Consider the following 12,126-nt stretch of genomic DNA (forward strand, 5'->3'; position numbering starts at 1 on the left):
TTGATGGCACACGGACAGGGCCAGGGCGAAATCCACCCGACGCACCGCAGGGTGCGTTCGGGCGAGGACTTCGACATCATTATCGGGTTCCTGGGCTTCTGGGCCGTGGTCCTGCTGGCGGTCACCGTCTGGATGGAGGTGACCGCCCAGCCGGCCCTCGGCTGGGCGCTGGGACTGCTCGCAACCCTGCTGGCCCTCTATGGGATGGTCCGGCTGCGGCGGCGTTTGCCCGGCCGCACCGGATCCCGGCGGCGGTGAGGGCGGCGGCACTCGACTAGGAACGATGGGCGCCGTGGGGGCGGCACGCCGGCAGCGCACCTGCTGCCGGTCGACAAGGGGACACGGTGGCACGGACAACTGACAGGGCGCAACGCGGCGGACACTCCGGCGTCAGTATCGAGGACGTCGCAGCCGCGGCCGGCGTTTCCACCGCCACCGTCTCCCGCGCCGTCCGTGGACTGCCCCGGGTCTCACCCGCCACCCGGGAGAAAATCCTGGCCGTGGCCGAGGCCCTGGGCTATGTGGCCTCCTCCTCGGCATCCGGGCTGGCCACCGGCCGGACCCGGACCATCGGCGTGCTGGCCCCGTTCGTCAGCCGCTGGTTCTTCTCCAAGGCTATTGAGGGCGCCGACCGGGAACTGCACGGCCGCCAGTACAACCTCTCGCTCTTCAACCTCGGCGGCCACGGCAGCCACCGCGAACGCCTGTTCAGCAAGACCATGGTCTACAAGCAGATCGACGCCCTCCTGGTCCTCTGTATGGCTCTCAGCAGCGAGGAACTCGAGCACCTGCAGAAGATCGACATCCCGCTGGTTGTGGTGGGCGGCCACGTCGAGGGCTGCGCCTACATCGGGATCGACGATTACGAGGCCGCCGCCACGGCGGTCCGGCACCTCATCGGCCTGGGTCACACCGAGATCGCGCTGCTGCACGGCGACGACGAAACAGACCTGAACTTCGACGTTCCACGGGTGCGCATCAAAGCCTTCCAGGACGTGATGGCCGAGGCAGCCCTGGACGTCCGGCCGGAGTGGGACGAGTGGGGGGACTTCACCGTCCGCAGCGGCCAGGACGCCTTCCAGCGGCTGTGGGACCAGCCCGGGCCCAAGCCGACGGCGATCTTCTGCGCCTCGGACGAGATGGCCATGGGCGTGCTCTTCGAAGCCCGCCGCGCCGGGGTGCGTGTGCCGGAGGATCTCTCCGTGGTGGGCATCGACGACCACGAATTCTCCGCCGCCATCGGCCTCACCACGGTCGGCCAGCGCCCGGATGAACAAGCCGAGCTCGGCACCAAGATGCTGCTTGATGAGCTCGACGGGATCGCCGGGTCGGTGCACTCCACCGTGGCGCCGCACCGGCTGATTGTCCGGGATACGACGGCGGCCCCGCCGCTGCCCTCACGCCATGCTCAGGAGGCGCGGGCCAACTGACGGATCGGAATCCAGCGGGAGGCCAGCCGGCGGTAGGCGGCCGCAGCTCCGGTCATGTCACCCTCGGCCAGGCACTCGATCCCCAGCCTGACATCCAGCGGCGAATCGTCCGGGTAGACCTTGTCCGCCACGGCGCCGTAGTCGAGTTCGACCACCGACCCGGGGTGGAAGAGTTCCAGCCACTCCGTGAGCTGGGTCAGGTCCTCCAGCATGTCCAGGTCCGGCGCCGCGAGGGCCAGGTGCGCGACGGCGTGCCGGACCCGCTGCAGGGCGGCGCCGAGGGTGGCCCGGATGCGCACCGTGAGAATCCGGCCGCCCGCCTCCACCACATCCGTGGGGTCCGATTCCTGGAAGAGGCAGAACCAGCTGAACGGGATCCCCCAGGTGGAGGCACGGGTGTGGACCCGCCCGGTCCCTTCCCGGGCCTTGACCTGGTCAATGCGCTCCTGGTGGCGGTCGCGCTGCTCTTCGGGGATCAGCAGCTGGGCCAGCGGGCCGTGGATGCCTTCCATCAGGGCGTTGGCGGCCAGTCCGGCCCGGAGCACCAGCTGGCTGGGGCAATACAGCAGCGCGGCGGGCACCACGCCGTCGTCGTCCTTATGGGAGCCGCCGTCGTCGTTACAGGAGCCGGGGTTCCCGGTGGCGCCGGAACCGGTGGCGCCGCTGACAGCGAGGATCCGCACCAGGTCGGTCTGCCCGGTGGGGAAAGGGTCGCCGCCCGGGCGGGTGATGCGGCCCAGGGAGGCCAGCAGCTCCGCGTTTTCGACCGCCGCGCGTGATTCCGACCGGGCGCCGGCGTCCCGCAGGGCACGCTGCTGCTCGGCGGGGAAGGCCTCGAGTGGTTCGTAGACCCGGAGCGTGGAGGAAAACGGCAGCCCGGCCTGGCCCCGGTAGAGGTTGCCCGTCATTGCGGGCCTGCGCTTGCCGGGCGGGCGGTCATCAGCCGGCCAGCTCTACAATCACCGGGGCGTGGTCCGAGGCGCCCTTGCCCTTGCGCTCCTCGCGGTCAATCGAGGCGCCGGTCACCCGGTCGGCGAGGGCGGGGGAGGCCAGGACGAAGTCGATCCGCATGCCTTCCTTCTTCGGGAAGCGCAGCTGGGTGTAGTCCCAGTAGGTGTAGACCCCGGGGCCCGGAGTGTGGGGGCGGACGACGTCGGTGAAGCCGGCGGCCTCGAAGGCGTGGAAGGCGGCGCGTTCGGGTTCGCTCACATGGGTCAGGCCCGCGGAGCGGAAGTAGTCGATGTCCCAGACGTCCTCGTCGCGCGGGGCGATGTTCCAGTCACCCATGAGGGCGATCTGGGCCGCCGGGTCGGACCGGACCCAGCCCTCGGCGTGTTCCCGGAGCATGTCCAGCCAGCTCAGCTTGTAGGGCATGTGTTCATCATCGAGCGCCCGGCCGTTCGGGACGTAGAGGCTCCAGACCCGGATGCCGCCGCAGGTGGCCCCGATGGCACGGGCCTCCTGGACCTCGTCCTTGCCGCCCTTGCCGAAGGAGGGCTGGTCCATAAAGGTGCGCTCAACATCCTCGAGTCCCACCCGGGACGCGATGGCCACCCCGTTCCACTGGCTCAGGCCGAAGTGGGCCACCTCGTAGCCCATGCTCTCGAAGAGTTCCCAGGGAAAGTTCTCGTCCTTGCACTTGGTTTCCTGGATGGCCAGGACGTCACAGTCGGTGCGCTGCAGCCATGCCTCCACGCGGTCGGCACGGGCACGGAGCGAGTTCACATTCCAGGTAGCAATCTTCACAGGTCCTAACTTACCGAACTTGGCCGCGGGGCGGCGCTGCCGGGACCGGCGGGGGCGGCTGTCCGCGGCGGCGGAGCACTCTGGAAATTAGTAGGAAGTCCGAGTATATTCGGGTGCAGAGATGATCTAGGTCACATGCAAAGGAGCATTCCATCATGGTTCGTGAGCTTTCCCATTACGTCGGCGGACAGCACATCGAGGGCACCTCGGGGCGCTTCAGCGACGTCTACGATCCCTGCACCGGCGAGGTCCAGGCCCGGCTGCCGCTGGCCAGCGCCGAAGAGGTCCGCAACGTGGTCTCGAACGCGGAGAAGGGCCAGCTGGAGTGGGCCGCGATGAACCCGCAGCGCCGCGGCCGGATCCTGCTCAAGTTCGTGGACCTGGTCAACCAGAACATGGACGAACTGGCCACCCTGCTCTCCTCCGAGCACGGCAAGACCTTCCTGGACGCCAAGGGTGACATCCAGCGCGGCATCGAGGTGGTGGAATTCGCCGCCGGCGCACCGCACCTGCTCAAGGGAGAGTTCTCCGACAGCGCCGGCACCGGCATCGACGTCCACTCCATGCGCCAGCCGCTCGGCGTCGTCGCTGGCATCACACCGTTCAACTTTCCGGCCATGATCCCGCTCTGGAAGGCCGGGCCGGCCCTGGCCGCCGGCAACTCATTTGTCCTCAAGCCCTCCGAACGGGACCCGTCGGTGCCGCTGCGGCTGGCCGAGCTGTTCACCGAGGCCGGGCTGCCGGACGGTGTGTTCAACGTGGTCAACGGCGACAAGGAAGCCGTGGATGCGCTGCTGGAAGACCCCCGCGTGCAGGCCATCGGCTTCGTCGGGTCCACCCCGATCGCGCAGTACATCTACGCCACGGCCGCCGCGAACGGCAAGCGCGCCCAGTGCTTTGGCGGCGCCAAGAACCACATGGTCATCATGCCGGACGCCGATCTGGACATGGCCGCGGACGCCCTGATCGGCGCCGGCTTCGGATCCGCCGGGGAACGCTGCATGGCCATCTCCGTCGCCGTCCCCGTCGGCAAAAAGACCGGCGACGCGCTCGTGGCCAAGCTGCAGGAACGCATCGCGGACCTGAAGGTCGGCCACAGCCTGGCCAAGGACTCGGACTTCGGCCCGGTGGTCGCCGCGTCCGCCAAGGAACGGATCGAGGGCTACATCGCCGCCGGCGTCGAGGAGGGCGCCACCCTGCTCGAAGACGGCCGCGGCCTGAAGGTCGACGGCTACGACGGCGGCTTCTGGGTGGGGCCGACGCTCTTCGACAACGTCACCAAGGACATGACGATCTACCAGGAGGAAATCTTCGGCCCGGTCCTCAGCGTGCTCCGCGCCGAGGACTACGACGAGGCGCTCCGGCTCTGCAGCGAGCACGAGTTCGGCAACGGCGTCGCCATCTTCACCCGCGACGGCGACGCCGCCCGCGACTTCGCCAGCCGCGTCCAGGTGGGCATGGTGGGCATCAACGTCCCCATCCCGGTGCCCATCGCATACTACACCTTCGGCGGCTGGAAGGCCTCGGGCTTCGGTGACCTCAACCAGCACGGCGCCGACGCGTTCCGCTTCTACACGAAGACCAAGACCGTCACCACCCGCTGGCCCTCCGGGATCCGCCAGGGCGCCAGCTTCGTGATGCCGGAAGGCAGCTGATGACGGAGCAGGCGGCCGACGGCGCAGAAGTCCTGTTCGAGCGCCGCGGCCGGCTCGGCGTCGTCACCCTGAACCGGCCCAAAGCGGTCAACGCGCTGACCGCCGGGATGGCTGCGGCAATGCTGGACCAGCTCACCCTCTGGGCGGACGACGACGCCGTCGCCGCCGTCCTGGTCCGCGGGGCCGGTGAGCGCGGCCTGTGCGCCGGCGGGGATATCGTGGCCATCTACCGGGACATGGTGGACGGCGACGGGGATGCCACCGCGGACTTCTGGGCGGTCGAATACCGGCTGAACCTGCTGATTTCCGAATACCCCAAACCCTACGTGGCCTTTATGGACGGGCTGGTCCTCGGCGGCGGGGTGGGGATCTCCGCGCACGGCTCGGTCCGGATCGTCACCGAACGCACCCGGATGGGCATGCCGGAAACCACCATTGGTTTTGTGCCCGACGTCGGCGGGACCCTGCTGCTCTCCCGCTCGCCCGGCGAAACCGGCACGCACGCGGCCCTGACCGGCGCCCACCTTAGCGGCTCCGAGGCCCTGTTCCTGGGACTCGCGGACACCTTTGTCCCCGCCGCGCAACTCGCGGATCTGGCCGAAGCGCTCGAAACCGAACCGGTGGACGCCGCCGTCGCCCGGTTCGCCGAGGACGCCCCGCCGTCGGTCCTGGCCGCGCAGCAGGAGTGGATCGACGCCTGCTATTCGGCCGACGACGCCGGGGAAATCCTCCGCCGGCTGCGCACCGTCGGCGGGGAGGCCGCGGACGTGGCCGACACAATCGAGGCAAAGTCCCCGACGGCGGTCAAAGTGGCCCTCGCATCGCTGCGGCGCGCGCGGGGCCTGAGCCTGGCGGACGCCCTGGCACAGGAGTACCGCGTGGGCCTGCGCTTCCTGGCCGGCGCCGACTTCCGCGAAGGCATCCGCGCGCAGGTGGTGGATAAGGACCGCACCCCGCGCTGGACGCCGGCCAGCCTCGCCGAGGTACGCCAGGACGACGTCGAGGCCTACTTCGCCCCGCTCGGTGACCGTGAACTGCAGCTCGCTCCGAAGGAGAAAAACAATGTCTGAGACCGCAGCGCCGGAGACCCCCGCGCCCGTGGCAGGAACCGTCGCCTTCCTTGGTCTGGGCCACATGGGCGGGCCGATGGCCGTCAACCTGGTCAAGGCCGGCTACACCGTTACCGGCTTTGACGTGGTGCCCGCAGCGCTGGAAGCCGCGCGTGCCCACGGGATCACCACCGCGGACACCGCCGCGGAGGCCGTGGCTGGCGCCGCCGTCGTGCTGACCATGCTGCCCAGCGGCAAACACCTGCTCGACGCCTACCGCGGCACCCCCGGCGAGCCGGGACATCCAAGCCAGCCCGGGCTGCTGGCCGCGGCGGAACCCGGAACCATGTTCCTGGACTGCTCCACCATCAACGTGGACGAGGCCCGCGAGGCCTCCGCCCTGGCCGTCGAGGCCGGCCACCGGGCCGTCGACGCTCCGGTGTCGGGCGGCGTGGTGGGCGCCGAAGCGGGGACCCTGACGTTTATGGTCGGCGCGCTTGAGGAGGACTTCGCCGCGGTAAAGCCGATGCTCGAAGTCATGGGTAAACGCGTGGTCCACTGCGGCAGCCACGGCGCCGGCCAGGCCGCTAAGATCTGCAACAACATGATCCTGGGCGTCTCGATGATCGCGGTCAGCGAGGCCTTTGTCCTCGGCGAGAAGCTTGGCCTGACGCACCAGGCCCTTTTCGACGTCGCCTCCGCGGCCTCGGGCCAGTGCTGGGCGCTGACCACCAACTGCCCCGTCCCCGGACCGGTGCCGACCAGCCCGGCGAACCGCGACTACCAGCCGGGCTTCGCCGGGGCGCTGATGGCCAAAGACCTGAAGCTGGCGCTCAACGCGCTCGAAAGCACCGGCGTCGCCGCCCGGCTGGGACCCCTGGCCTCGGAAATTTACGATACGTTTGCCGCGGAAGGCGGTGCCGGGCGGGACTTCTCCGGCATCATCACCGACATCCGGGACAAAACCGACCAGCAGTCGAGGGGACAGGCATGACCGAGTACACAAACATCCTGGTGGAGCGCCGCGGCCGCGTGGGCGTCGTGACGCTCAACCGGCCCCAGGCGCTGAACGCCCTGAACAAGGACACCATGGACGAGCTCGTGGCCGCAGTGTCCGCGATGGACACCGATCCCGGCATCGGGGCCGTAGTGCTGACCGGTTCGGCCAAGGCTTTCGCCGCCGGCGCCGACATCAAGGAGATGCAGTCCAAGGGCTACATGGAGATGTACGCGGCGGACTGGTTCCGTGGCTGGGAGGACTTCACCCGGCTGCGCATCCCCGTGGTCGCTGCCGTCTCCGGGTTCGCCCTGGGCGGCGGCTGCGAACTGGCCATGATGTGCGACTTCATCATTGCCGGGGACAACGCCAAGTTCGGCCAGCCCGAAATCAACCTGGGGGTCCTCCCCGGGATGGGCGGGTCGCAGCGGCTCACCCGCGCCGTCGGCAAGGCCAAGGCGATGGACATGATCCTCACGGGCCGTTTTATGGACGCCGAGGAGGCCGAGCGCGCCGGCCTGGTGTCCCGCGTGGTGCCGGCCGCGGACGTCGTAGAGGAAGGCGTAAAGGCCGCCGAGGTCATCGCGTCCAAGTCCAAACCCGTTGCGATGGTGGCCAAGGAAGCGGTCAACGCAGCCTTCGAAACCGGACTGGCGCAGGGTGTGCTGTTCGAACGCCGTGTGTTCCACTCGCTGTTCGCCACCGAGGACCAGAAGGAAGGCATGGCCGCGTTCAGCGAGAAGCGGCAGCCCGAATTCAACCACCGGTAGGTTGCCGTGAACACCGGGTTTCTTGGCGTCGGGGCCTCAGCGGACGAGACCCATGCCCTGCTCCCCGGGGACGCGCTGGTGCCCGACGCCGATGTGGTGATGGACCGGGGGTTCGACCTGCCGGCGCCGCCCGGGACCGTCTGGCCGTGGATGGTGCAGCTGGGTAAGCAGCGGTCCGGGTGGTACCTGCCCCGGTGGGTCGAAGCCGTCCTCCCGGCTGGCCGCCGGGCGCTCCGCACCATTGACCCGGTGCTGCAGGGGCTCCGGCCCGGCGACGTCATTCCCGACTGGGGCGGCCCCGGCGCCACGTTTGAAATCGTCACGGTGGATCCGCCGCGTGCCCTGGTCCACCGGTCGCAGCGCGGGGCGCTGCGGATCAGCTGGGCAATTGTGCTGCGGCCGGTGCCGCTCCAGAATGGGGCGGAGGGCGCGGTTGGGGCGGCTAAGAGCGCTGGCGCGGTGGCCGGGACGCGGGTTCACCTGAGGCTCCGGCTCGCCGGGGTCAAGCGCCGCCGACTGGTGGAAGTCGGCGGCGGCCTGTTCGATCTCCTGACCATCGCCGGGCTCGCGGCCGGCCTGCGGGAGCGGCTGGGCACGGGCCGGTAGCCGCCCGGGTTGGCCAGCCCGCGGGCGGGTGGCGGCGTTATGCCCGGCGGCGGGCGCGGAGAACCGAGTCCTGGACCGTCACCGGGGCGCCGTCGGCATCGCTGGTGGCGCGCGGCCGTGCCGTGCAGGTGAGGATTTCCCACTCCACCGGGTCGAGGTCCGCCGCGATCTGTTCGGCGGTGAAGAGCAACCCGGGGGTGGAGGGCCGGCGCACTGACGTTTCCAGGTCCGCGGGGTGGTGGCCCACGATCAGCAGTGTCCCGCCCGGAGCGACGGACGCGGCCAGCCGGCTGTACACGCCCTCCCGCTGGGGTGCCGGCAAATGCAGATACTGCGCCGAGACGAGGTCGAAAGTACCGGCCGGCGGCGGCGACGCCGTCAGGTCCTCGTGCAGCCAGGTGATCCGGGCGGCGGTCTCCGGTTCGTCGTCGAGCGCGGCGGATGCCCGGGCCAGGGCCACTGACGAGATATCGACCGCCGTCACCCGCCAGCCGCGGCGGGCCAGCCACGCGGCGTCGGCGCCTTCTCCGGCCCCGACGTCGAGCGCGGAACCCGGCCGGAGATCCGAGGCCTCGGCCACCAGCTGGGCGTTCGGTTGCCCGCTCCACACTGACCCGTGACGGCCGTGCTCGCGGTACCGTTCGTCCCAGAACGATTCGTCGAATTCCATGTGCAGCTCTCCTCCGGGCGCCGTCCCACACTGCCGGGCGCCTGCCGCTCCGGCCGCCAACCCAGTCTAGGCGGGCACCCGCGCCGCCGCGACGCGCACTTGCCCCGGCGACCAGCAAACCCCTTCGCGACGCGGAAAAGACCCCACGCGGCGGTAATACCCGTAGCGCCGGGTTATTTGAGCGTCGCTGGGTCGGATGCGTATCGCCGACGCGCAATTGCCCCGGCGACGGCCCCCGGCGACCAGCCCGCCAGTCCGGGTACCTACGTGGCGGAAATTCCGAACAGGCCGATGATCAGGGCCATCACCATCAGGGTCACGAATTCGTGGGCGCAGTTGAGCACCGTCAGGCCCACGGGGCGCCCCTCGAAGGCGTCGTGCGTGATGAAGCGGGCCGCCGTGAACCCGGCCCAGAGGATCAGGGCGGTCACCAGGGTGTTGGCCAGGAAATTGCCGCCGTAGAAGTTCTGCGAAATGGCCGCCGATCCGGCCAGCACCCAGGCGCTGACCAGGCTCACCAGCAGCGTGATGAGGATGGGCTTGACGGCGTCCCGGGCCTCTCCGCTGGGCGTGACCTTGGCGACGCGCATCCAGTAGTTGCCAAACACCTTGGGCGTGTACCAGACGGACCCGACCACCATGCTGGACAAGGTTGCCAGCAGTACCGCCCAGATGTTGATCTCGGGAATCATTGCGTTCTCCTCAGCTCCGGGTCCATCCGGCCGACGGGCCCCGCAAGGGAAGTGTATGGCCTAGCCGCTGAAGTCCCCGGCATTGCTCCGAAAGCGGCCCAGGATGCGGATCAGCTGCTCCACGTCCGGGTCCGCGAACCCCGACTGGCCGAAGACCTCCGCGTTGAGCACCGCCGTCGCCCGTTTGGCGAGGGTGCGGCCCTCCGAAGTAAGTTCGATCAGGGTGGTCCGGCCGTCGGTGGGGTGCGGGGACCGCAGGACCAGGCCGGCGTCCTGCAGGCGGTCGACGGCGTTGGTCACCGAGGTGGGATGGACCTGGAGCAGGGCACTTGCCTTGTTCATGGGCAGCGCGCCGCTGCGGGCGAAGCTGAGCAGGGCCAGCAGTTCGTAGCGCGCGAACGTCAGCCCGAACGGCTTCAGCGCGGCCTCGATCCGGGCCAGCAGGATCTGCTGGGTCCGCATGATCGCCGTGATCGCCGCCATCGGGGCGGCGACGTCGGCCCACCCGTGCCGTTCCCAGTTCCGTTGGGCGTCGGCGATCGGATCCCGCGGCAGCGGCGTGCCCACGCCTAGCCCTGTCCCTTCAGCGCGGGGAAATCCGCCTCCGAGTATTCGACGCCGAGGCCGGTGGACAGGCCGCCGGGCCCGTGGCGCAGTTCCTCGCTGTGCCGCAGTTCCACGCGCCGGATTTTGCCGGAAATCGTCTTGGGCAGTTCCGCGAACTCCAGCCGGCGGATCCGTTTGAACGGCGCCAGGCGCTCGCGGCAGTAGCGCAGGATGTCCTCGGCGAGCTCCGGTCCGGGCTCGTGGCCGGCGGCGAGGACCACGAAGGCCTTGGGGACGGAGAGTTTCAGCGGGTCGGGGGAGGGGACGACGGCGGCTTCCGCCACCGCCGGGTGCTCGATCAGCACACTCTCCAGTTCAAAGGGGGAGAGCCGATAGTCGGAGGACTTGAAGACGTCGTCGCCCCGGCCCACGTAGGTGATGATCCCGCGTTCGTCCCGGCTCGCCATGTCACCCGTGTGGTAGTAACCGTCCCGGAAGGCCTCCGCGGTCTTCTCCGGGTCGCCGTAGTAGGCCTTCATCAGCCCCACGGGGCGCGGGTCCAGGCGCAGGCAGAGCTCGCCGTCGTCGGCCTCCGCGCCGGTGGCCGGGTCCACCAGCACAACGTCATAGCCGGGCAGCGGCTTCCCCATGGCGCCGATCTTGATGGGCTGGCCCGGGGTATTGGCAATCTGGACTGTGGACTCGGTCTGGCCGAAACCGTCCCGGATGGTCTGGCCCCAGGCACGGTTGACCTGGTCGATCACCTCGGCGTTGAGCGGCTCGCCGGCGGAGACCACCTTGGTGGGCGGGTTCTTCAGCAGGGTGAGGTCGGCCTGGATCAGCATCCGCCAGACAGTGGGCGGGGCGCAGAAACTGGTGACCCCTTCGCGGTCCATCTGCTCCATCAGGGCCTTCGCGTCGAAGCGGCCGTAGTTGTAGATGAAAACGCAGGCCTCGGCGATCCAGGGCGTAAAGACGTTCGACCAGGCGTGCTTCGCCCAGCCGGGGGAGGCTACGTTCAGGTGCACGTCACCCGGTTCCATCCCGATCCAGAACATGGTGGAGAGGTGGCCCACCGGGTAGGACGTGTGCGTGTGCTCCACGAGTTTGGCCTTGGATGTGGTGCCCGAGGTGAAGTAGAGCAGCAGGGTTTCGTCGGCCAGTGTCGGCGCGTCCGGGACGAAGTCCGTCGCCGCGCCGCCGGCCCCGCTGTACTGCAGGGCCTGCGCCGTCCCGCCGGCGTCGTTCCCGCCGATCTCGATCAGCGTGTAGTCGCCGGGGACGCCGGCGAACTTGTCGATGTTGGTGCTTCCGACGGCGGCCCAATTGGCTCCGCCGCGTTCCACCCGGTCCTTCAGGTCGTCCGGGCCCATCAACGTGGTGGTCGGGATCATCACGATSCCSAGYTTGATGCCGGCCAGCATSAGCTCCCAGAGYTCCACCTGGTTGCCGAGCATRATGATCATCCGGTCCCCGCGGCGCACGCCCTGGCTGCGGAGCCAGTTGGCCACCTGGGCGGAGCGGGCGGCGAGGTCCGCGAAGCTCCGCCGGGTGGCCGTGCCGTCCTGCTCCACGATCACGAGGGCCGGACGGTCGGCTTTGGCCGGGTCGGCGGCGATCGTGTCGAACCAGTCGAGTGCGAAGTTGAACTCCCGGAAGCGCGGCCACTGGAACTCCTCGCGGGCGGCGGTGTAGTCCCCGCGCAGGGCCAGCAGCCGGTCCCTCGCAGCGCGGAATTCCTCGGTGACGGTCATGGGTGCACCTTTCGCAGCCGGTCTCAGCCGGGCGGTCCGGTGACGGCCGCCGCTGGCCTTGTGATTCACATCCCTAGTGATCAATGTCACTGTGCAATATACTAGGACATCCAAGGGTTTGGAAGAGTCGATGTTGCTGCCAATGCGCCGCACATTACGAAGGGATACGTGCCCGTGCAGTCACAAGGAAGTGTCAGCGGACAGACCGCCG

General features: G+C 69.3%; 13 protein-coding genes. 7 read left to right on the forward strand and 6 right to left on the reverse strand.

Annotation, left to right across the window (positions count from 1 at the left end; genetic code table 11):
- The first annotated feature begins 3 nt into the window (after nt 1-3).
- A complete protein-coding gene (locus tag AC1DHY_RS09730; protein ID WP_476878099.1) occupies nt 4-258 on the forward strand; it encodes a hypothetical protein in 255 nt (84 codons plus the stop codon).
- Nucleotides 259-344: 86 nt separating this feature from the next.
- Entirely contained in the window at nt 345-1,430 is a 1,086-nt protein-coding gene (locus AC1DHY_RS09735; protein ID WP_476878100.1) for a LacI family DNA-binding transcriptional regulator, read from the forward strand.
- Here AC1DHY_RS09735 and AC1DHY_RS09740 read toward each other — a convergent pair.
- Nucleotides 1,409-2,338, reverse strand: coding sequence for a DUF8083 family protein (locus AC1DHY_RS09740; RefSeq protein ID WP_476878101.1), 930 nt, complete (start codon nt 2,336-2,338; stop codon nt 1,409-1,411). The genes AC1DHY_RS09735 and AC1DHY_RS09740 overlap by 22 nt on opposite strands.
- Before the next feature lie 31 nt (nt 2,339-2,369).
- Nucleotides 2,370-3,176, reverse strand: a complete 807-nt coding sequence (locus AC1DHY_RS09745; RefSeq protein WP_476878102.1) for an exodeoxyribonuclease III — start codon at nt 3,174-3,176, stop codon at nt 2,370-2,372.
- Between the two features lie 155 nt (nt 3,177-3,331).
- On the opposite strand from AC1DHY_RS09745, the gene AC1DHY_RS09750 reads away from it, so the two are divergent.
- From AC1DHY_RS09750 to AC1DHY_RS09770, 5 genes are read left to right on the forward strand one after another with little or no spacing between them, the layout of a single operon-like run.
- Nucleotides 3,332-4,831 carry a CoA-acylating methylmalonate-semialdehyde dehydrogenase gene (locus tag AC1DHY_RS09750; RefSeq protein ID WP_476878103.1) on the forward strand — a complete coding sequence of 500 codons (1,500 nt, stop codon included), beginning with the start codon at nt 3,332-3,334 and terminating at the stop codon, nt 4,829-4,831.
- Nucleotides 4,831-5,901, forward strand: coding sequence for an enoyl-CoA hydratase/isomerase family protein (locus AC1DHY_RS09755; RefSeq protein ID WP_476878104.1), 1,071 nt, complete (start codon nt 4,831-4,833; stop codon nt 5,899-5,901). Before AC1DHY_RS09750 ends, AC1DHY_RS09755 begins: the two co-directional genes overlap by 1 nt.
- Nucleotides 5,894-6,874: a 3-hydroxyisobutyrate dehydrogenase gene (gene mmsB, locus AC1DHY_RS09760; RefSeq protein ID WP_476878105.1), complete on the forward strand. Its 981-nt coding sequence runs from the start codon at nt 5,894-5,896 to the stop codon at nt 6,872-6,874. Before AC1DHY_RS09755 ends, mmsB begins: the two co-directional genes overlap by 8 nt.
- Nucleotides 6,871-7,647 carry an enoyl-CoA hydratase gene (locus tag AC1DHY_RS09765; RefSeq protein ID WP_476878106.1) on the forward strand — a complete coding sequence of 259 codons (777 nt, stop codon included), beginning with the start codon at nt 6,871-6,873 and terminating at the stop codon, nt 7,645-7,647. The genes mmsB and AC1DHY_RS09765 overlap by 4 nt, the downstream gene beginning before the upstream one ends.
- A 6-nt stretch (nt 7,648-7,653) precedes the next feature.
- Nucleotides 7,654-8,253 (forward strand): hypothetical protein, encoded by a 600-nt coding sequence (locus AC1DHY_RS09770; RefSeq protein ID WP_476878107.1) that lies wholly within the window; start codon nt 7,654-7,656, stop codon nt 8,251-8,253.
- Nucleotides 8,254-8,290: 37 nt separating this feature from the next.
- Here AC1DHY_RS09770 and AC1DHY_RS09775 read toward each other — a convergent pair whose 3' ends face one another.
- The 4 genes from AC1DHY_RS09775 to AC1DHY_RS09790 all read right to left on the reverse strand — a co-directional run bounded on the left by AC1DHY_RS09775 (nt 8,291) and on the right by AC1DHY_RS09790 (nt 11,915).
- Nucleotides 8,291-8,923 (reverse strand): class I SAM-dependent methyltransferase, encoded by a 633-nt coding sequence (locus tag AC1DHY_RS09775; RefSeq protein WP_476878108.1) that lies wholly within the window; start codon nt 8,921-8,923, stop codon nt 8,291-8,293.
- A gap of 263 nt (nt 8,924-9,186) precedes the next feature.
- Complete coding sequence (locus AC1DHY_RS09780) at nt 9,187-9,615, reverse strand: DUF1761 domain-containing protein (RefSeq protein ID WP_476878109.1); 429 nt, start codon at nt 9,613-9,615, stop codon at nt 9,187-9,189.
- Nucleotides 9,616-9,675: 60 nt separating this feature from the next.
- Complete coding sequence (locus AC1DHY_RS09785; RefSeq protein ID WP_476878110.1) at nt 9,676-10,182, reverse strand: MarR family winged helix-turn-helix transcriptional regulator; 507 nt, start codon at nt 10,180-10,182, stop codon at nt 9,676-9,678.
- Between the two features lie 2 nt (nt 10,183-10,184).
- Nucleotides 10,185-11,915: an AMP-binding protein gene (locus AC1DHY_RS09790; protein WP_476903537.1), complete on the reverse strand. Its 1,731-nt coding sequence runs from the start codon at nt 11,913-11,915 to the stop codon at nt 10,185-10,187.
- Nucleotides 11,916-12,126 lie beyond the last annotated feature (211 nt).

The organism is Arthrobacter sp. 05L44, from assembly GCF_056397605.1.